The sequence below is a fragment of the Qipengyuania sp. GPGPB31 genome, from assembly GCF_038396345.1.
In the GTDB taxonomy this organism is placed as follows: domain Bacteria; phylum Pseudomonadota; class Alphaproteobacteria; order Sphingomonadales; family Sphingomonadaceae; genus Qipengyuania; species Qipengyuania citrea.
In genome coordinates this window covers 164,634-183,622 of sequence record NZ_CP149572.1, presented here as the reverse complement: position 1 = coordinate 183,622, position 18,989 = coordinate 164,634, and the positions used below count along the sequence as shown (strand labels likewise).

General features: G+C 68.1%; 18 protein-coding genes. 14 read left to right on the top strand and 4 right to left on the bottom strand.

What is annotated here, in order from left to right:
• Positions 1 to 40 precede the first annotated feature (40 nt).
• Both WKH79_RS01000 and WKH79_RS00995 read left to right on the top strand, forming a co-directional pair.
• Positions 41 to 1,546 (top strand): peptidase S10, encoded by a 1,506-nt coding sequence (locus tag WKH79_RS01000; RefSeq protein ID WP_341859337.1) that lies wholly within the window; start codon positions 41 to 43, stop codon positions 1,544 to 1,546.
• A 54-nt stretch (positions 1,547 to 1,600) separates the two neighbouring features.
• On the top strand, positions 1,601 to 2,194 hold the full coding sequence (locus WKH79_RS00995) for a hypothetical protein (RefSeq protein ID WP_050600225.1): 594 nt from the start codon (positions 1,601 to 1,603) through the stop codon (positions 2,192 to 2,194).
• Here WKH79_RS00995 and WKH79_RS00990 read toward each other — a convergent pair.
• A complete protein-coding gene (locus tag WKH79_RS00990; RefSeq protein ID WP_341859336.1) occupies positions 2,130 to 4,250 on the bottom strand; it encodes a thioredoxin family protein in 2,121 nt (706 codons plus the stop codon). The genes WKH79_RS00995 and WKH79_RS00990 overlap by 65 nt on opposite strands.
• A gap of 25 nt (positions 4,251 to 4,275) precedes the next feature.
• Here WKH79_RS00990 and WKH79_RS00985 point away from each other — a divergent pair, with 25 nt between their 5' ends.
• Positions 4,276 to 5,490: an FAD-dependent monooxygenase gene (locus tag WKH79_RS00985; protein ID WP_160766513.1), complete on the top strand. Its 1,215-nt coding sequence runs from the start codon at positions 4,276 to 4,278 to the stop codon at positions 5,488 to 5,490.
• A 4-nt stretch (positions 5,491 to 5,494) separates the two neighbouring features.
• On the opposite strand, the gene WKH79_RS00980 is transcribed toward WKH79_RS00985, so the two are convergent.
• Genes WKH79_RS00980 through hemC form a run of 3 tightly spaced genes read right to left on the bottom strand, consistent with a single transcriptional unit; the run spans position 5,495 to position 8,047 of the window.
• The gene (locus tag WKH79_RS00980; RefSeq protein WP_063506412.1) at positions 5,495 to 6,385 is read right to left on the bottom strand and encodes a hypothetical protein; all 891 of its coding nucleotides are present in this window, start codon (positions 6,383 to 6,385) and stop codon (positions 5,495 to 5,497) included.
• A 49-nt stretch (positions 6,386 to 6,434) separates the two neighbouring features.
• A complete protein-coding gene (locus tag WKH79_RS00975; protein ID WP_341859335.1) occupies positions 6,435 to 7,121 on the bottom strand; it encodes a uroporphyrinogen-III synthase in 687 nt (228 codons plus the stop codon).
• Positions 7,118 to 8,047, bottom strand: coding sequence for a hydroxymethylbilane synthase (gene hemC / locus WKH79_RS00970; RefSeq protein ID WP_341859334.1), 930 nt, complete (start codon positions 8,045 to 8,047; stop codon positions 7,118 to 7,120). Before hemC ends, WKH79_RS00975 begins: the two co-directional genes overlap by 4 nt.
• A gap of 45 nt (positions 8,048 to 8,092) precedes the next feature.
• On the opposite strand from hemC, the gene tsaD reads away from it, so the two are divergent.
• The 11 genes from tsaD (at position 8,093) to WKH79_RS00915 (ending at position 18,932) form a co-directional block, all read left to right on the top strand.
• The gene (gene tsaD / locus WKH79_RS00965; RefSeq protein WP_341859333.1) at positions 8,093 to 9,121 is read left to right on the top strand and encodes a tRNA (adenosine(37)-N6)-threonylcarbamoyltransferase complex transferase subunit TsaD; all 1,029 of its coding nucleotides are present in this window, start codon (positions 8,093 to 8,095) and stop codon (positions 9,119 to 9,121) included.
• On the top strand, positions 9,118 to 10,110 hold the full coding sequence (locus WKH79_RS00960) for an NAD(P)H-dependent glycerol-3-phosphate dehydrogenase (protein ID WP_341859332.1): 993 nt from the start codon (positions 9,118 to 9,120) through the stop codon (positions 10,108 to 10,110). The genes tsaD and WKH79_RS00960 overlap by 4 nt, the downstream gene beginning before the upstream one ends.
• A complete protein-coding gene (locus tag WKH79_RS00955) occupies positions 10,107 to 11,609 on the top strand; it encodes an oligosaccharide flippase family protein (RefSeq protein WP_269420731.1) in 1,503 nt (500 codons plus the stop codon). The genes WKH79_RS00960 and WKH79_RS00955 overlap by 4 nt, the downstream gene beginning before the upstream one ends.
• 88 nt (positions 11,610 to 11,697) lie before the next feature.
• Entirely contained in the window at positions 11,698 to 13,398 is a 1,701-nt protein-coding gene (locus tag WKH79_RS00950) for a von Willebrand factor type A domain-containing protein (protein WP_341859331.1), read from the top strand.
• A 51-nt stretch (positions 13,399 to 13,449) separates the two neighbouring features.
• Positions 13,450 to 14,190 (top strand): OmpA family protein, encoded by a 741-nt coding sequence (locus WKH79_RS00945; protein ID WP_050600216.1) that lies wholly within the window; start codon positions 13,450 to 13,452, stop codon positions 14,188 to 14,190.
• Between the two features lie 109 nt (positions 14,191 to 14,299).
• The gene (locus WKH79_RS00940; RefSeq protein ID WP_341859330.1) at positions 14,300 to 14,890 is read left to right on the top strand and encodes a hypothetical protein; all 591 of its coding nucleotides are present in this window, start codon (positions 14,300 to 14,302) and stop codon (positions 14,888 to 14,890) included.
• Between the two features lie 67 nt (positions 14,891 to 14,957).
• On the top strand, positions 14,958 to 15,320 hold the full coding sequence (locus WKH79_RS00935) for a response regulator (protein WP_063507116.1): 363 nt from the start codon (positions 14,958 to 14,960) through the stop codon (positions 15,318 to 15,320).
• Between the two features lie 96 nt (positions 15,321 to 15,416).
• Positions 15,417 to 15,803, top strand: coding sequence for a four-helix bundle copper-binding protein (locus WKH79_RS00930; protein ID WP_050600347.1), 387 nt, complete (start codon positions 15,417 to 15,419; stop codon positions 15,801 to 15,803).
• 74 nt (positions 15,804 to 15,877) lie between these two features.
• Positions 15,878 to 17,062, top strand: coding sequence for an acyl-CoA dehydrogenase (locus WKH79_RS00925; protein WP_341859329.1), 1,185 nt, complete (start codon positions 15,878 to 15,880; stop codon positions 17,060 to 17,062).
• Positions 17,063 to 17,274: 212 nt separating this feature from the next.
• Entirely contained in the window at positions 17,275 to 17,925 is a 651-nt protein-coding gene (gene maiA / locus WKH79_RS00920) for a maleylacetoacetate isomerase (protein WP_050600346.1), read from the top strand.
• The gene (locus WKH79_RS00915; protein ID WP_341859328.1) at positions 17,922 to 18,932 is read left to right on the top strand and encodes a fumarylacetoacetate hydrolase family protein; all 1,011 of its coding nucleotides are present in this window, start codon (positions 17,922 to 17,924) and stop codon (positions 18,930 to 18,932) included. The genes maiA and WKH79_RS00915 overlap by 4 nt, the downstream gene beginning before the upstream one ends.
• Positions 18,933 to 18,989 lie beyond the last annotated feature (57 nt).

Genomic DNA, 18,989 nt, shown 5'->3' with positions numbered 1-18,989 from the left:
GGTGGGGTCATAGGATGGCCGCAAAGGGGGACTGAACCGCATGAAATCGAGCCGTATTCTCGCCGCCATCTGCGCCGCGAGCGCCGTCGCATTGGCGCCGCACGCCGCACTCGCGCAGGACGACAGCGTAGAGGCCGCCGCACCGGCCGCAATCGAACCGCAGGTCAGGACGCGCGACATGGTCGGGACGTTCGGCGGGCAGCGCGTGTCGTACCGCGCCACGATTGCGGAGACCGTGCTGGAAGCGGACGACGGCAAGCCCGAAGCGGTGATCGTCACCACCAGCTACGTCAAGCAGCCGCGCGATACCGCGCGGCCGGTGTTCTTCCTGTTCAACGGCGGGCCGGGATCGGGTTCGGTGTGGCTGCAGATGGGCGCGTTCGGGCCCAAGCGCGTGGCGATCCCCTCCGACGCCCGCGATGACGGCGCGCCGCCCTATCCGCTGCTCGACAATCCCGACAGCCTGCTCGATGTCGCCGATCTCGTCTTCATCGACCCGCCGGGCACCGGCTTCAGCTATCTTACAGAAGGGACCGACCCGAAGAAGTATTACGGGCTCGAACAGGACGCGGAAGCGGTGGCCAAGGTCATCCGCCTGTGGCTCAACGACAATGGCCGCTGGAACAGCCCCAAATATCTCGGCGGCGAAAGCTATGGCACCACGCGCACCGCGATGGTCGCGCGCGAGCTCGAAGGCGGCACCTTCAATGACGTGGGCCTCAACGGGCTGATCCTGATCTCGACCATTCTCGATTTCGCCGGACGCGAACCCACGCCGGGCAATGAAATGGCCTATGTCGTCACGCTGCCCAACATGGCGGCGGCGGCCTATTATCACGGCAAGGTGCAGGCGCCCTCGGTCGAGGCGATCGTCGAGGAAGCGCGCCAGTTCGCCATCGGCCCCTTCATCACCGCGCTGCTCAAGGGGCAGGACCTGCCCGATGCCGAACGCGCCGCGGTGCGGGCCGAGCTTGCGCGGCTGACCGGCCTGTCCGAACGCTATCTCGACCAGGCCGACCTGCGCGTCACTGCGCAGCGTTTCTACAAGGAATTGCTGCGCGACCGCGGGCTGACGATCGGACGGCTCGATGCGCGCTACACCGGGCGCGATTTCGACAATGCCGGCGAGACGCCCGATAACGACCCCAGCTTCTACGGCATCGATGCGGGCTACACCGCGGCGATCAACAGCTGGGCGCGCGACACGCTGGGGTTCGAGACGACCCGCGAATACCAGTCGATCGGGCGCGAACCGGGCCGGCACTGGCAATGGTCGACCGGCCAGGGCCGCGGCGCCTATCTCAATGTCGCGCCCTATATCGGTCAGGCGATGCGCCAAAATTCGCAGCTGCGCGTGTTCAATGCGCAGGGCTATTACGATTTCGCCACGCCCTTCTTCGGCGCCGAATATTCGCTCAAGCGGATGGGCATCCCGCAGGACCGCGTGGAGCTGCATTATTACGATGCCGGGCACATGATGTATGTCCGCGACGAAGACCGGGCGAAGTTGTCGCGCGACATTCGCGCCTTCATCCGCAACCGCTGAGGATAGCGCATCACGCGCGCTTGAACGCTGTCACGCCTGTGTCATAGCGCGCGCATGCGCCGCCTTCTCGCCCTCCTCCCGCTGACCGTACTGGCGGCCTGCAAGCCGCCCGCGTCGGACGATTACGTCGAACGGACACGGATCGGCGAGCCGGCCGCCGGTCCCTCCGAACCGATCGATTCCCCCGATACCGAGAATGCGATCTGGGCCCCGGCCGCCAGCGGCCAGCGGCTGCTGTACGGCACGCCGGGCGAACGCCCGCTGTTCGCAGTCGAATGCCTCGAAGGCGACCGCGCCGAGGCGACGCTGGCCTACACCCGCTTTGCCCGCGCCGATCCGGGCGCCAAGGCGGTGCTCGCGCTGATCGGCAACGGCCATGTCGCACGGCTGCATATCGACGCCGTGCGGATCGGCGACGTCTGGCGCTGGGAAGGCGCGGTGGCGGCAGACGATGCCCGCATGGACGTGCTGACCGGCACGCGCCAGGTCGAAGCCACCGTGCCCGGCGCGGGAAGCGTGATCCTCAATTCGAGCCCGCTGCCCGGCGAACTGGTCGAGACATGCCGCGCCCCGGACCAGGCGGTCACGGCCGAGGCGGCGGAGAGCGATCCGTCGCCTGCGCCCGCTGCACCAGAAGATCCGGCGTAAGCACCTGCGGCAATTGCTCGGCCTCCTCGCCGGGTGCGTACCACAGGTAGAGCGGGACGCCCGCGGCCCCCTGCCGCGTGAGCATGCGCGAGATTTCCTCGTCGCGGCGCGTCCAGTCGGCGCGCATCGCGACAATGCCCGCCTGCTCGAACGCGGCGCGTGTCGTCTCGCGCTCGATCGCGACACGTTCGTTGACCTTGCAGGTGACGCACCAGTCGGCCGTGAACCAGACGAACACCGGCCGCCCCGACCCGCGCGCCTCTGCCAGTGCGGCGTCGCTGAAGGCGACCGGGTCGAGCAGGCTCGCGCCCGCCTCGCCGACCGGTGTTTCGGGTTCGGGTAGCAGGGCGAGCCCCAGCGCCAGCGCCGCCAGCAAGGCTGCGAACAGCGGCAGCGTTCCCCCGCGGGCGCGCCGCTGGAACAGGCCGATCAGCGCCAGCCCGCCGACTGCCGCGGCGCCGAGTACCAGCACCAGCGCCAGCCATTCGCCGCCGCCGATCCGCCATGCCAGCCAGCCGAGCGCGGCTGCCGTCAGCCCCATGGGCAGCGCCATCCAGCGCCGGAATTGCTCCATCCAGGCGCCGGGCCGCGGCAGGCGGTGGCGGATCGCCGGGACGAAGCCGACCAGCAGGAAGGGCAGCGCCAGCCCGGCACCCAGCGCGACGAACACCAGCAGGCCGTGGAACGGTTCGATCACCAGCGCCGCGCCAAGCGCCAGCGCCATGAACGGCCCGGTGCACGGGGTGGCGACAAAGGCGGCCAGCAGCCCGGTCGAGAAGGAACCGCCCCGCGACGGCGCGCCGCCCGAAATCGCGAAACCGGGGATCGTGAACAGGCTGAGGAAATTGGCGGTAATCGCCAGCGCCAGCAGGAACAGGGCGGCGACCACCAGCGGTTCCTGCAACTGGAACGCCCAGCCGATCTGCTCGCCCGCTGCGCGCAACAGCAGGATGGCGCCGCCCAGCGCCGCACAGGCGAGCACCACCCCGGCGGTATAGGCCAGCGCGTCCCTGCGCGCAGCACGCGCATCGCCCCCGGCCTTGGCAAGCGCCAGCGCCTTGAGGCTGAGGATGGGAAAGACGCAGGGCATGATGTTGAGCAGCAGGCCGCCCGCCAGCGCTGCCAGCAGCAATTGCCACAGCGATGCGTCGCTGCCGCCTTCCAGCGGCGCCACACCCTCGAGCGGAACATCGCCCGGCTGCGCGGCAAAGCGCACGCCGCGGCCATCGCCCAGATCGAGAATGCCCGCGATAGTTTCCGGTCGCGGCGCGCCGGCAGCATCGACGCCCGGCGGAAGCGGCCGCTGCTCGAGCGGGATTTCGGCCACCAGCAGGTCGCCTTGGCGGCGGAAGGTCTGCGCACCGGTATAGACCGGCCGGTCGTCTCCGCCCAGTTCGGCGGTGGCGAGGAACAGGTGCGGCGCGCCGAGCTGCGTCGCCGCGGGGATCGGAATGCCGATCCGCAAGCGGTCGCGCGCGAATTCGAAGCGCGCCGCGCTGTCGAGCGGAGGGACGATGGCGGCGCGCCATTCACCGAACCGCGGGTCGGCGCCGGCGCGCGCGGGATCCAGTGTCATGCGCGCCTGCTGCGGAACGCAAATCGTGTCGGTGCAGGCCAGATAGCTGGCGGTCAGCGCGATCGTCCCGGCGCCGGCAAGCGCTGCACCTTCGGGCACCGTGATGGGCACGAGCACCGCGTAATCGCCTTCATAGACATGGTTCATCAACCCGCCGATCACCAGCCGCTGCGGCAGCGGATAGAGCGGCTCGCCCGCGTTCCAGCCCGCGGGGAGTTCCCAGTCGAGCTGCATGCCGAGCCCGGCATCGCCCGGGTTCGACCAATAGCCGTGCCATTCGGGTGTCGAGGGCGTGAAATGCAGCGCGACCATCCAGCGCTCACCCGGCTGCGGGATGCCTTCGGCGACCAGTTCGACCGGCATGCGGTCGCTGCCGGGCCCCTGGGCAGACGCAGGGGTCACAAGGACCGGGCCTGCAAAGGCCAGCGCCAGCAGCGCCAGCCACAGGCCGACCCGTTCCATTATCCTTGCCTCGGTCACGCCGCAGGCTCTAGGGATTGGCCCCATGACAGACAAGCGAGACCTGCTGATCCTGGGCGGCGGCCTGGTGGGCATGACCCTGGCGCTGGCCGCGGCGAAAAAGGGGCTCTCGAGCCACCTCGTCGACCGCGCCGATCCGGCCAGCCTGACAGCCGAAGGGTTCGACGGGAGGGCCTCGGCCATATCGACTGCCAGCTGGCGGTTGTTCCGCCATATCGGGCTCGAACAGGCGCTCGAACCGCATGGCTGCGACATCGCCGCCATCGCGGTGCTCGACCAGATGAAGCCAGGCCGGCTCGATTTCCGCCCCGAACCGCATGAAGGCACGCTGGGGCGCATGTTCGCCAATCGCCAGCTGCGGCTCGCAGTCCACGAAGCCGCGGCCAGCGAACCGTTGATCGAATGGCACGCGCCGGTCGAAGTCACCGCGCGCGATCGCGGCGAGTTCGGCGTGTCCGCCACGCTGGGCGACGGACGCGTGCTCGAAGCCGCGCTGATGGTCGGCGCCGAAGGCCGCGGCTCGCCCAGCCGCGAGGAAGCCGGCTTCAAGATGGCCAGTTGGGATTACAGCCACCGCGCGCTGATCGCCGGGATCGACCACAGCAAGCCGCATGACAATGTGGCGTGGGAAATCTTCTACCCCGAAGGTCCCTTCGCGCTGCTGCCCATGCTCGACGGGCCGGATGGCCAGCATCGCAGCGCGCTGGTGTGGACCGTCGACGAGAAGGACGCGGCGGGCGTGCTCAAGCTGTCCGATCGCGCCTTTCTCGCCGAAGTGCACAAGCGGATGGGGGACCTGCTGGGCGAGCTGACGCTCAACAGCGCGCGCTCGTCCTGGCCGCTCAGCTTCCAGCATACCGCCAAAATCGTCGACCACCGGCTCGCGCTGGTCGGCGACAGCGCGCACGGCATGCATCCGATCGCGGGCCAGGGTCTCAACCTTGGTCTGCGCGATGTCGGCGCGCTGGTCGAAGTTCTCGATGAAGCGCTGCGGCTCGGCCTCGATCTGGGCGATGCGCAGGTGCTCAAGAAATACGAGGAATGGCGCGCACTCGATTCGCTGATGGTGATGGGCGCGACCGACAGCCTCACGCGCATTTTCGGCATTCGCGGGAAAACCGCCAGCGCGCTGCGCCGCTTCGGCATGGCCGGGATCCAGCGCACCAGCTGGCTCAAGGGCTTCTTCATGAACGAGGCGCGCGGCGTCTCGGGCGAGCTGCCCGAACTGCTCAAGGCCTGAGGCCTTAGCCCTCTTCGGCGGGGCTCGGCTGTTCGACGCGGTTGCCCGCCCCGTCGCGCAGCCGGCGCGGTTCGAGCACGGCAGCGGTTTCGATCAGGTCGAGCGCCCGCTGCGCTGCGGCATAGCGTTCGGCATCGCGCAGCCAGCCCTCGGCGCTTTCAGCCCCTGGCAGGTTGCGCACCTCGGCGATTGCGGAATCGGTCCGCCCGCTTTCGAGGAACAGCCGCGCGCGGTCGAGCCGGCGCTGGGGCTGCGGCGATGGCGCGCTTTCGCGGCGAATCACGAACAGTTGCGACAATTCTTCGCTGAAGCGCGCGAACCCGTCCCGTTCGCTCGGTGCGGCGAGCTGCGGCGAGAGGCCTTCCAGCCGCGCGATCAGCTGGTCGAGCGTGATCGGATCGCGGCTGGTGCGGATGATGGTGTCGACCGCATTGGGCATGGCATCGCCGAAGCGCAGCCGCAGCTGGTCGGCCAGATAGCCGAGCTCGGCGCCTTTCTCGAGCGCGCGGCGGGTGGCGAAAGCGATCAGCAGCCCTTCGGCGCGGGCGGTGTTGCCGGCTGCGGCCTCGGCCTGCAGGTCCAGCCGCGCCAACCGCTGTTCGGCCGCCGCCAGCCGGGTGTCGAGCCCGCCCTGCTGTTCGGCCACGCGCTCGACCGCTTCCTGCGCGGCCTGGCTGGCGGTGGCACTGGGCGTGGGCGAAGGATCTACCGCCGGGCTGGCCAGCACCTGGGGCTGGTCATCCGCAGCGGCGCTCGCTTGTGGTTCCGCGCGGTCGCTCAGCGAATAGACCGCATAGCCCGCCACTGCCCCGCCCAGCACGAAGCTGGCGATCACGGCGATCATCACCGGCCTTGCCGAAGGCCCCTTGCGCCGGGAGCTGGTGTAAGTGTCCATCTGTTCCGTTCCGCGAACCCGGTCGCCCTGCCGGGGCGCCGTATTATCGTTATGCATCGGTCTGACACAAAGCTTCCGCCAAGGCCAGTAGCTCGCTGTCGCCCGGGGCATCGGCTACCGAGACCGAGCGCCAGCCCTCGCCGGCCAGTTTCGCGACGCGCGGACCGATTACCGCGAGGTCGACGCGGGCGCGGTCGAGCTTGTGGCGGTCGAATTCGACGCCGAGCCGCTCGGCCGCGGCACCCGAATGCAGCGCCACCACGCCGCCGCCGCGCAGCAATTCGCGGTCTTCCTCGGCCAGCCCCTCGGGTACCGCGCGATAGACGGTGCGCGTCTCGACCCTGATCCCGTCGGGCAGGCGCAGCGTCACGCGGTCCGCGCCAGCAAGGCGCAGCAGCCGCAATTCGCGCTTGCTCAGCTCGTCGAGCAGGTTCTGCAGTCCGCCGCGCCCGGTGCGGCCGATCAGGAACCCCGCCGCCCGCGCCGCATCGGCGGTCGCCTCGCCCACCGCGTGGACCGGCAGCTTGGTGAGTTTCGCCAGCTGCTTGCCGCCGTGGCGAAAGGTGTTGGCGCTGCCGACCAGCAGACCGTCGAAATCGGCGGGGTCGGGCGCATCCCAGGCCACCGGCTCGATCGTGAACAGCGGCGTGCCATGCACGTCGAGCCCCATCGCGCGCGCGGTTTCGGCGCTGACCGACCAGCCGGGTTCGGGGCGGATCAGGAACAGCGGTTTCACGATATCGGTCCGAAATGTTCGGTCACGGCCGCAGGTGCGCGCGCCAGCAGATCATGCGCCAGCGCCAGCGGCGCAGCATCGTCGCCCGCGGCGAATTCGGCCTCGCCGTCGATGCGGACGGTGCCATCGGGGCTGAAGATCGCCGCCGTCAGCGCGATCCGGCCATCGCCGCTGCGCGACAGCGCGGCAATCGGGCTGCTGCACGAACCGCCCAGCCCTTCAAGCAACCGCCGTTCGGCAGCCACTTCGGCATGGCTGGGCGCGTGGTCGATCGCAGCCAGCATCGCGCGCGTCTGCGCATCGCCGCTGCGGCACTCGATCCCGATCGCGGCCTGCGCGGGGGCGGGAAGCCATTCTGCCGGGTCCAGCCGCACGCCGACGCTGTCTTCGCCCAGCCGGTCGAGCCCGGCGGCGGCGAGGAAGGTCGCATCGGCTTCCCCCGCCTCGAGCTTGGCCATCCGCGTGGCGACATTGCCGCGAATGCCCACCACGGCAAGGTCGGGCCGGAGATGCAGCAATTGCGCGGCACGGCGCGGGGCGCTGGTGCCGATCCGCGCGCCGGCAGGGATGTCGGAAATCGCCTGCGCGCCGAGCAGGCGGTCGGCCTTGTCGGCGCGCGGCAGGATCGCGGCGATGGCGATCGCTTCGGGCCGCAGCGTCTCGACATCCTTCATCGAATGGACCGCGCCGTCGATTCGTCCCTCGACCAGCCACTGGTCGAGTTCGCGCGTCCACAGCGCCTTGCCGCCGATTTCGGCGAGCGGGCGGTCCTGGATGCGGTCGCCGCTGGCGACCACCGGGACCAGTTCGACCGCCGATTCGTCCCAGCCATGCGCGGCGCACAGGCGCGCGCGCGCCTCGTGCGCCTGTGCCATGGCAAGCGGAGAACGGCGGGTTCCGAGACGGATGAGAGGTTGGGCTGGCATAGGGTCGGCTTGCCCTAGCGAGCCATGGCGCTAAGGGAAAGCAGGATGGCACTGGTTCTCGGCATAGAAAGCTCCTGCGACGAAACCGCGGTCGCGCTGGTCGACAGCGATCGCCGGATCGTGGCGCAGCGGATCGCCTCGCAGGATGCCGAGCACGCCCCCTTCGGCGGTGTTGTGCCCGAGATTGCAGCGCGCGCGCATGCCGAACGGCTCGCCCCGATGATCGAGGGGGTGTTGCAGGATGCGGGTATCGGCCTGGACCAGTGCGACGCGATCGCCGCGACTGCCGGCCCCGGGCTGATCGGCGGGGTGATGGTCGGCCTGGTCAGTGCCAAGGCGCTGGCAATGGCGAGCGACACGCCGCTGATCGCGATCAACCATCTCGAAGGCCACGCGCTCAGTCCGCGGCTGGCCGATGAAAGCATTACCTTTCCCTATGCACTTCTGCTGGTTTCGGGCGGGCATTGCCAGATCCTGCGCGTTGACGGCGTGGGGCAATATCGCCGGCTGGCGACCACGATCGACGATGCGCTGGGCGAAGCCTTCGACAAGACCGCCAAGATCCTCGGCCTCGGCTTTCCCGGCGGTCCCGCGGTGGAGCGCACCGCGAAAGACGGCGATGCCGCCGCCGTCCCGCTGCCCCGGCCGATGGTCGGCAGCGGCGAACCGCATTTCTCGTTCGCCGGCCTCAAGAGCGCAGTCCTGCGCGCCCACGAAAGCAGCAAGTACGAGATCGCCGATATCGCGGCCAGCTTCCAGCAGGCAGCGGTGGATTGCGTAACTGACCGGTTGCGTATCGCGCTAGCGGGCATGGACGATGTCGATACGCTGGTCGTGGCCGGCGGGGTGGCGGCCAATGCCACGGTGCGCGCTGCGCTCGAACAGCTTGCCGCCGCGCATGGCATGCGCTTCGCCGCGCCGCCGCCCAAGCTGTGCACCGACAATGCCGCGATGATCGCCTGGGCGGGCATCGAACGGCTGGGGCAGGACGACCCGCTCGACATTTCCGCGCGGCCGCGCTGGCCGCTCGACCCTGCGGCCGAACCGGTGCGCGGCGCGGGGGTGAAGGCATGAGCGGCGTCGGCGTCCTCGGTGCAGGTGCATGGGGCACCGCGCTGGCGCAGATGCTGGCGAGCGACGGGCGCGAGGTACTGATCTGGGCGCGCGAACCCGAACTGGTCGCCGAGATCAATTCCGCGCGTACCAATTCGATCTACCTTCCCACTGCCACGCTGGCAGAAACCATCCGTGCCACCGGCGATCTGGCCGAACTCGGCGCGCTCGATACCTTGCTCGTGGTTACCCCCGCGCAGCATACGGGCAGCGTGCTGGCTTCGATGCCCGCGCATCCGCGCGATCTGGTGCTGTGTTCGAAGGGGATCGAGGCCGGCAGCGGCCAGTTGATGAACCACGTCGCACAGGATGCCGCACCCGGCAGCGCGATCGCAGTGCTGTCGGGCCCCACTTTCGCGCATGAAGTGGCTGCCGGGCTGCCCACTGCGGTTACGCTGGCCTGTGCCGGGGGCGAAGCGCAGTGGGACCGCATTTCCCCCGTCATCGCGCGGCCGGCATTCCGGCCCTATTATTCGGACGACGTGATCGGCGCCGAAATCGGCGGTTCGGTCAAGAACGTGCTCGCAATCGCCTGCGGCGTGGTCGACGGGCTGGGCCTGGGGCAGAATGCGCGCGCGGCGCTGATCGCGCGCGGCTATGCCGAGATGCTGCGCTTCGGCGAAACGCTGGGGGCACGCGCCGAAACCCTAGCCGGGCTGTGCGGGCTGGGCGATCTGGTGCTGACCTGTTCGTCGACCTCGAGCCGCAATTTCTCGCTCGGCGTCGCGCTGGGCGAAGGCGGCAAAGCGAGCGAGCTGATGGCCGATCGCCGGACCGTGGCCGAAGGCGCGCATACAGCGCCCGTGCTGGTCGAACTGGCCGCGCGGCACGGCATCGCCATGCCGATCGTCACCGCCGTCTACGGTCTGCTGAAAGGCGACGACCCGCGCGCCGTCGTATCCGACCTGCTCGCCCGGCCCCTGCGCGCCGAACAGGGCCACCCCGGGTGACCGACGCAAAACCGGACGAAGATCTTTCCGCGCTGGCCAAGGGCGGAAGGCAGAACTTCTTTGGCTTCATCCTGCGGCTGGTCGCGCGGCTGCCCTTCCTGTTCATCGCCGGGCGCCTTTACGGCCCCGATGCGCTGGGCCGCTTCGCCTCGGCGCTGGTGGTGGTCGAACTGGTCGCGCTGCTGTGCGCGATGGGCGAAAAGCGCGGACTGGCGCAGCGGCTCGCCGATGGCGACGACAGCCATCCCGCCAATCTGGTCTATGACGGCATGCTGCTGGCGCTGCTGTTCTCGGGCCTCGCGGCAGCGTTCTTCTGGTTCGTCCCCGCCCCGCTGTTTCCCAGCGGCGAATACACCGAGCTCGACCGGTTCATCGTGCTGGCGATCCCCGCCTATGCGCTGACCGAAATCGTCCTCGCCGCGCAGGCGTACAAATACGATATCGCCACCACCGTGCGCGCGCGGGCGGTGATCGAACCGTGGACGATCTCGATCATGGCCGGGGTGTTCTATTTCCTTCCGGTGGTCAGCGATTCGGGGCTCGCGCTGGCCTATCTCGCGTCGATCTACGCCGGGCTCGCCACCGGGCTGTGGGCCTTCTTCCGCAGCTATGGCCGTCCGCGCGGCTGGCGGCCGCATCCGGTCTATATGGGCCGGTTGACGATGCGCGCGCTGCCGCTGGCGACGGCCGACGCAATCGAATGGGGCACGAGGCGCGTCGACATCTTCATCCTCGGCCTGTTTGCCGCGCCCGCCGCGGTGGGCGTCTATTACATCGCGCAGCAGGTCGCGAGCCTGCCGCAGAAGCTCAAGACCAGCTTCGAGCCGATCCTCGGCCCCGTCATCACCAAGAACCTCAAGACCCAGAATTACCAGGCGATTGCCAGCCAGATCTGCCAGGTCGGCTTCTGGATCGTCGCCATGCAGGCCGGCATCGCGCTGGCGCTGGGCGTCCCCGGCGAAGCGGTGATGGGCCTTGTCGGGCCCGAATTCGTCGGCGGCACCGGGGCGCTTGCCTTCCTGCTGGTGGCCGAAGTGGTCGCCGCGACCGCGGTCGTGTCCGAAGCGGTGCTCGTCTATGTCGCGCGGGTCCGGAACTTGTGGATCTCGATCGGCACGATCGCGCTGCAGGCCGTGCTTACCGTGGTGCTGATCGAAGCGATGGTCGCGGGCGGCTATGGCGAGCCGTACAAGGCCGCCGCCGCGGCAATCGCGCTGATGCTGGCGCTGGGCACTGCCAGCCTGGTCAAGGCGATGCTGCTCTCGCGCATTCTCGGGCAGTCGATCAACACCTTCCGCTGGCCGCTGGTGTGGGCGGTCGCGCCTGCCGTGCTGGTCGGCTGGGGCGCGACGCAGCTGCCCGAATGGGCCGAGCTGATCGTGGGCATTCCGGCGATCCTCGGCGTTTATGGCATCATCATCTGGAAGCGCGGGTTCGGGCCCGAGGACCGCGTCCTGTTCCGCCGCAATCTCGACAAGGAAGAGCCCGAGCGCATCTGACCGTTCGTCGCGGAAAAGACACGTTCAGTAGGTATTCACCCCAGGAACGGGTAGCGTGGAGCACTCGCAAGGAAGGGGAGGACTGCCCATGCGTTTCGCAAGATTTACCGTCACTTGTGCAGCAGCTGCGCTGATCGCCGGCTGCGCCACGCAGCCCGATGGCAATACCATCATCATCGCCAGCGGCAAGGCCGATCGCACCGAAACTGGCCGCACGCCGCCGCCACCACCCCCTCCTCCCCCGCCGCCGCCTCCGCCAGCGCATATGGCCAGCCCTTCAGCCGTTATCGTCACCGGGTCCCGAGTTCGTGCCGACGCGGCTACCGCATCCACCGAAACATCGGTCATCGAACCGGGCTATCGGTATTTCCCGCCGGTCTTCGTGCCCGCACCGCCCAGCCGCGACCAGTATGACGGCGAGGACGTGTCGCCGGTCAAGGTCGTCGCCAGCGAACCGGTCTCGACCTTCTCGGTCGATGTCGACACCGGCGCCTATACCAATGCGCGCCGGTTCATTTCCGATGGCGCGCTGCCGCCCAAGGGCGCGGTGCGGACCGAGGAATTCATCAATTACTTCCGCTATGACTACGACCGGCCGGACAGCCTTGAGCAGCCGTTCACGGTCAACACCGATGTCGCGGTTAGCCCGTGGAATGCCGACGCGCGGCTGGTGCGCATCGGGCTCGCCGGCTATGAACTGCCCGCGCAGGAACGCCCCGCCGCCAATCTCGTCTTCCTGCTCGATGTCTCGGGCTCGATGGGCAGCGCCGACAAGCTGCCGCTGGTCAGGACCGCGATGCGCCAGCTTGCCGGACAGCTGACCAAACGCGACCGTGTCTCGATCGTCGTCTATGCCGGGGCCGCGGGCCTCGTGCTCGAACCGACCAATGACGAACGCAAGATCAAGGACGCGCTGGACCAGCTCAATGCCGGCGGGTCGACCGCGGGCGGTGCCGGGATCGAGCTGGCCTACCGCGTGGCCGAGGCCAACCGCATCGAGGGCGGCGTCAACCGCGTGATCCTGGCGACCGATGGCGATTTCAACGTCGGCACCTCGGACCGCGAGGCGCTGGTCGAGCTGATCGAGAAGAAGCGCGAAAGCGGCGTCACGCTGTCGGTGCTGGGCTTCGGCCGCGGCAATCTCAACGATGCGATGATGGAACAGGTCGCCAACAACGGGAACGGCAATTATTCCTACATCGACAGCGCGCTGGAAGCACGCAAGGTGCTCGGCGATGAAATGGGCGCGACGCTGTTCACCATCGCCAAGGACGTAAAGATCCAGGTCGAATTCAATCCGGCAGTGGTCAGCCAGTACCGCCTCGTCGGCTATGAAAACCGCGTGCTGCGCGAAGAGGACTTCGACAATGACGCGGTCGATGCGGGCGATATCGGCGCGGGCCACCAGGTCACCGCGCTGTATGAAGTGATCCCCGCCGGCGGCGAAGGGTGGGTGCCCGCGCGGCGTTACGAGGACACGGTCGATGACCGCGCCCGCGAACTGGCGAGCGAGGCGGCCTATGTGAAGCTGCGCTACAAGCGGCCCGATGGCGATACCTCGCAGCTGCTGACCTACGCCCTGCCCGCCTCCGCGCTTGCGACAAACGCGGTGCCCCGCGGCGATTTCGCCTTCGCCAGCGCGGTCGCAGCCTTCGGCCAGAAACTGCGCGGCGACCCGCTGCTGGCGGATTATACCTATCCGCAGATCGCCGCTCTGGCCGGGCCGCAGCGCGATTTCTGGCGGCAGGAATTCCTCCAGCTGGTGATGACCGCCGAGGGTTTGGAATAACCGCGCGCAGGGCGCTTGGCAGGGGGGCGGCTGGCGGCTAAGAGCCAGCCCATGTCGATCCGTGCTCCCCTTGTCATGCTTGCCGGTGCCATGGCGACCGGCCTCGCCGGCTATGCACTGGCCGAGCCGATGGCGGCCGACTTCATCGACCGGCTCGAAACGCAGTCCGCCGCAGCGATAGCCGAAGCGGGCGGCACGGGGGTCACCGCACGTTTCGCCAGCGCCACCGGATCGCTCTCGCGCCACCCGCTGCTGAGCGGCGGCGAGGATTTGGACGAGAGCGTCCGCACGCGCGTGGCGCGTGAAGTCTACGACATTCCCGGCGTCGGCGGTGTGACCTGGAGCGACGGGACGGTGCGCGCCGAGAGCGACGAGCCGACCTACCAGCCGCTGCATTGCCAGGAAGACGTTGAAGGGCTGCTGCGCACCCGTTCGATCCGGTTCGAGGAAGGCAGCAGCGCCTTGCTGCCGTCGAGCCGCAAGCTGCTCAACGAAGTTGCCGACGCGCTCCGGCCGTGCCTCGGCTCGATCATCGCGATCACCGGCCACACCGACAAGGCGGGCACCGAGCCCGGCAATCTGGCGCTGAGCATGGAACGCGCGCGCGTGGTGCGGCAGGCGCTGATCGAGCGCGGCATCCCGCGCGACGGGCTGCGCGCCAGCGGGGTCGGCTCCAGCCAGCCGGTCGAGGGGCTGGCCCCCAGCGACCCGGCCAACCGCCGCATCGAATTCTCGGTGATCCGCACCGAACCGCTCCGTCCCACCCCCGTCGACACGCCGGGAGCCCGCTGACATGCCGCTATGGTTCGAACTGGCCGCGCTGATGGTCGCCGCCTACGGGGCGGGGATCGGCATCGGCTGGGCGCTGTGGGGCCGCCACGACCAACAAGAGGACTAGACCATGAGCGAACTGCTCCAGACCTATTGGCCGCTGATCGTCGCCGCGCTGCTGCTCGGCCTGGTGATCGCATGGTACCTGTTCAACAGCTCGCGCAAGACCCGCGTCACCAGCACCAGCCGTGACGTGCTCGATGACGGCGCCGCCCCGGCGCAGCGCAACAAGGCGCTGATCGACAGCGCCCCGGCGGCGACCCCGATGCAGCCCGCGGCCGGCGTGCCGGCCGGCGGTGCCACGACGGAGCCGGCCGCCACTACCCCCGCCGCAACCCCAGCTCCGACCCCGACTCCGGCACCCGCATCCGCATCCGCATCCGCATCCGCAACGCCCGCAAGCGCATCGGCTCCGGCTGGCGGCGACGATCTGACCCGTATCAAGGGGCTGGGTCCGAAGCTGTCGGCCACGCTGCACGGCATGGGCGTGACCACATTCGCGCAGATCGCCGCCTGGGACGACGCCGAAATCGACCGCGTGGATGCGCAGATGGGCCGCTTCCAGGGCCGCATCCGGCGCGACGACTGGGTCGGCCAGGCGGCCATGCTCGCCGCTGGCGACGAAGCCGGTTTCGCCGACCGCTTCGGGAAACTCAGCTGACGCGACCGGGAACCGATTTCCGGCTGCGGTATTTGGTTACGTGGGTCCGCAGTCGAGGAGAGGTCAGATGAGTCGTCAACTACGAGTACTCGTCGCCGAAGACGAACTGATCGTCGGTTACGATCTGTGCGATACGGTGGCAGAAGCGGGCTACATGGTCGAAGGGCCGTATGACGATCTGTCGTCGGCCATGCTGGCCTACCAGAAGTCGAAACCCGATATCGCCATTCTCGACGTCCAGCTAGGCGATGGCATCGTCTATCCGCTGGCCGAACAGATGATGGCGGAAAACGTGCCGGTCATCTTCCATTCGGGTCAGCTGTCCCCCGCCGAGGTGGCGCTTCGCTTCCCGCGGGCGCAAGCGCTGGCCAAGCCCTGCCCGCCGGCTGCCGTGATCGACTCGATTCAGCGCGCCGCCGCGCACGCCTGACCGCAGCGGGCGGGTTTCGCCCGCCATTGCCGGAACATTGCGCGGCGACGAACCATTCCTTGAACGAACGCAATATTCTCAAGGAAGGAAATGCCGATGTCGCTCCCCACAATGATCGCCGCACACCCGCAGGTCGAGGACGAGACCGAGGAACTGGTCACTGCCGCACGCCATGCAATGCTGTGTTCGCTGTTCTGCACCAGCTGCGCCGATGCCTGCGTGGCCGAGGACATGGACATGGCGCAGTGCATCCGCAACTGCCTCGACTGCGCCGATGTCTGCGCCGCGACCGCGCGGCTCGCTGTCCGCCGCACCGCGCAGAACATCGACGTGCTGCGCGCCCAGCTCGAAGCCTGCATCACCGCCTGCGAAACCTGCGCCGCCGAGTGCGAGAGCCATGACAATCCGCACTGCTCGCTGTGTGCCAAGATGTGCCGCGAATGCGCGGAAGATTGCCGCAAGGCGCTGCCGCTGGTGAAGTGACCTTCGCTGCCCGCGCGGGTCTTGCCCCGCGCGGGCAACCCTGCCAGTGGCTGGGGTGGAACAGAGGAGACCACATGGCCGCTATGGTGCCTTTCGCCTGGGACGATCCCTTCAACCTCGACGATCAGTTGACCGAGGACGAGCGGATGATCCGCGACGCTGCCCACGCCTTTGCGCAGGGCGAATTGCAACCGCGGGTGATCGAGAACTTCAGCAAGGAAGTCGACGACCCCGAACTTTTCCCGATGATGGGCGAGGCGGGCCTGCTGGGCGCCACCGTGCCCGAGGAATATGGCGGCGCGGCTGCCAGCTATGTCGCCTATGGCCTGATCGCGCGCGAGATCGAGCGCGTCGACAGCGGCTATCGTTCGATGGCCTCGGTCCAGTCGAGTCTCGTGATGTACCCGATCCTCGCCTATGGTTCGGAAGATCAGCGCAAGAAATACCTGCCCGGCCTTGCCAGCGGTAAGCTGATCGGCTGTTTCGGCCTGACCGAGCCCGATGCCGGCAGCGATCCCGGCGGGATGACAACCACCGCCAAGAAGGTCGATGGCGGCTATGTCATTTCCGGCTCCAAGACCTGGATTTCCAACGCCCCCTTCGCCGATGTCTTCGTGGTCTGGGCCAAGAGCGATGCGCATGGCGGCGGCATTCGCGGCTTCGTGCTCGAAAAGGGCATGAAGGGGCTGTCCGCCCCCAAGATCGAAGGCAAGCTGAGCCTGCGCGCCTCGACCACCGGCATGATCGTGATGGACGAGGTCGAAGTGGGCGAGGACGCGCTGCTACCCGAAGTGCAGGGCCTCAAGGGTCCGTTCGGCTGTCTCAACCGCGCGCGCTACGGCATCAGCTGGGGCGCGATGGGTGCGGCCGAGTTCTGCCTCCACGCCGCGCGCCAATACGGGCTCGACCGGCACCAGTTCGGCGTGCCGCTGGCGAGCAAGCAGCTCTACCAGCTCAAGCTCGCCGACATGATCACCGAAATCTCGCTCGGCCTGCAGAGCAGCCTGCGCGTCGGACGGCTGATGGACGAAGGCAAGTTCGCGCCCGAGATGATCAGCATCGTCAAGCGCAACAATGTCGGTAAGGCGCTCGATATCGCGCGCAAGTCGCGCGACATGCATGGCGGCAACGGTATTTCGGAAGAATACCAGGTGATCCGCCACATGGTGAATCTCGAGACGGTCAACACCTATGAAGGCACGCATGATGTCCATGCGCTGATCCTCGGCCGCGCTATCACGGGGATCGCGGCGTTTTGACCCCTCGCGCGCGAGCGATCCTGTCCTACAACGCGGTCCTGTGCCACATAGCGGTTATGCACCGCGCCCATGCCCGCCCCGTTCGCACCCGCATCGCGCCCCAAGTCCGGCGGGCAGGTTTTTTGCGCCTGGACCGTGTAACAAGCGGTCCATGTCGTTGGAACCGCGCCGGTCATTCCTAGATTACTCCTATACGGGAGATGACGCAGATGATCCGCCTTCACGGCTACTATCGCAGCTCGACCAGCTACCGCCTGCGCATCGCGCTGGAGCTGAAAGGGCTGGACTACGAATACGTGCCGGTGAACCTGCTCGAAAGCGAACAGAAAGGCGCCGCCTTCACCAGTCGCAACCCTTTCGGTTCGGTCCCGCTGCTCGAGGTCGACGGCAAGGACTATGTCCAGTCGATGGCGCAGCTCGAATGGCTCGACGAAGCCTATCCCGATGCGCCGTTGCTGCCCGGCGATGCCGGTGACCGCTATCTCGCGCGCGAACTGGCCTATGCCATCGCGACCGAGCTGCACGCCCCGCTCAACCTGCCGGTGCTCAAGTATCTCGCCAAGGAATACGGCAAGTCGCAGGACGAGATCGGCATCTGGTACCGCCATTGGCTGGCGCGCACGCTCGACCCGCTCGAAGCACGGCTGGCGCAGCTCGGCAGCGGCGACTTCCTGTTCGAGCGGCCCGGCCTGTTCGAGGTCTGCTTGTTGCCGCAGGTGTATAACGCCCAGCGTTTCGGCTTCGACTTTGCCGACAAGCCCCACATCACCCGGATCGAAACCGCCTGTCTCGCGCTGCCCGCGTTCCAGCGCGCGCATCCGGACAACCAACCCGACAATCCCGAGAGGATACAACCGACATGAAGCTCGCAACACTCAAGGACGGCACGCGCGACGGCAAGCTCGTGGTCGTCTCCAAGGACCTCACCCGTTACTGCGCGGCGGATAACATCGCGCCGACGCTGCAGGCCGCGCTCGACGATTGGGCCGAAGTCGCGCCCAAGCTCGAAGCGCTGTACACCGATGTCGAACATGAGGCAGTGCCGTGCGAGCGGTTCCACGAACGCGAAGCGCATTCGCCGCTGCCGCGCGCCTACCAGTGGGCCGATGGCTCGGCCTATATCAACCACGTCGAACTGGTCCGCAAGGCGCGCGGCGCCGAGGTGCCCGAGAGCTTTTATCACGATCCGCTGATGTACCAGGGCGGCAGCGACAACTTCCTCGCGCCCCGCGACGACATCCCGCTGGGCGACACCAAGTGGGGCTGCGACATGGAAGGCGAGATCGCGGTGATCACCGACGACGTGCCGATGGGCGTGTCGAAGGACGACGCAGCGGATCACATCAAGCTGCTGATGCTGGTCAACGACGTCAGCTTGCGCGGCCTGATCCCGGGCGAACTGGCCAAGGGATTCGGCTTCTTCCAGTCCAAGCCCGCCAGCGCGTTCAGCCCCGTAGCGGTGACGCCCGACGAGCTGGGCGATGCGTGGCAGGGCAGCGTCATCCACCTGCCGCTGATGGTCGATTACAACGGCCAGCCCTTCGGCCGCGCTAATGCCGGCGTCGATGCCACCTTCAGCCTCGCCGAACTGGTTGCGCATGCCGCGAAGACCCGCGACCTGGGTGCAGGCACGATCATCGGCTCGGGCACCGTCTCGAACCAGGGCCCCGACGGCGACCCGGGCAAGCCGGTGGCCGAAGGCGGTCTCGGTTACAGCTGCATTGCCGAAATCCGCATGATCGAAACCATCGCCAAGGGCGAAGCGAGCACGCGCTTCATGGTCCCCGGCGACAGCGTCCGCGTCGAGATGAAGGACGCCGACGGCCACTCGATCTTCGGGGCGATCGAACAGACGGTGGTGGAGGCCTGACGGGCCCCAGCTGACCGAAAACCGCATCATGTCCGCCCCCCGACCCGCGGGCATCGC

Excerpts from the sequence above, each read along its gene's own strand:
- tsaD (WP_341859333.1), top strand. The coding sequence starts at position 8,093 with ATGGCACTGGTTCTCGGCATAGAAAGCTCCTGCGACGAAACCGCGGTC.
- WKH79_RS00925 (WP_341859329.1), top strand. The coding sequence starts at position 15,878 with ATGGCCGCTATGGTGCCTTTCGCCTGGGACGATCCCTTCAACCTCGAC.
- WKH79_RS00935 (WP_063507116.1), top strand. The coding sequence starts at position 14,958 with ATGAGTCGTCAACTACGAGTACTCGTCGCCGAAGACGAACTGATCGTC.
- WKH79_RS00930 (WP_050600347.1), top strand. The coding sequence starts at position 15,417 with ATGTCGCTCCCCACAATGATCGCCGCACACCCGCAGGTCGAGGACGAG.
- WKH79_RS00980 (WP_063506412.1), bottom strand. The coding sequence starts at position 6,385 with ATGGACACTTACACCAGCTCCCGGCGCAAGGGGCCTTCGGCAAGGCCG.
- WKH79_RS00940 (WP_341859330.1), top strand. The coding sequence starts at position 14,300 with ATGAGCGAACTGCTCCAGACCTATTGGCCGCTGATCGTCGCCGCGCTG.
- WKH79_RS00915 (WP_341859328.1), top strand. The coding sequence starts at position 17,922 with ATGAAGCTCGCAACACTCAAGGACGGCACGCGCGACGGCAAGCTCGTG.
- WKH79_RS00995 (WP_050600225.1), top strand. The coding sequence starts at position 1,601 with ATGCGCCGCCTTCTCGCCCTCCTCCCGCTGACCGTACTGGCGGCCTGC.
- WKH79_RS00960 (WP_341859332.1), top strand. The coding sequence starts at position 9,118 with ATGAGCGGCGTCGGCGTCCTCGGTGCAGGTGCATGGGGCACCGCGCTG.
- WKH79_RS01000 (WP_341859337.1), top strand. The coding sequence starts at position 41 with ATGAAATCGAGCCGTATTCTCGCCGCCATCTGCGCCGCGAGCGCCGTC.
- WKH79_RS00985 (WP_160766513.1), top strand. The coding sequence starts at position 4,276 with ATGACAGACAAGCGAGACCTGCTGATCCTGGGCGGCGGCCTGGTGGGC.
- WKH79_RS00950 (WP_341859331.1), top strand. The coding sequence starts at position 11,698 with ATGCGTTTCGCAAGATTTACCGTCACTTGTGCAGCAGCTGCGCTGATC.
- hemC (WP_341859334.1), bottom strand. The coding sequence starts at position 8,047 with ATGCCAGCCCAACCTCTCATCCGTCTCGGAACCCGCCGTTCTCCGCTT.
- WKH79_RS00945 (WP_050600216.1), top strand. The coding sequence starts at position 13,450 with ATGTCGATCCGTGCTCCCCTTGTCATGCTTGCCGGTGCCATGGCGACC.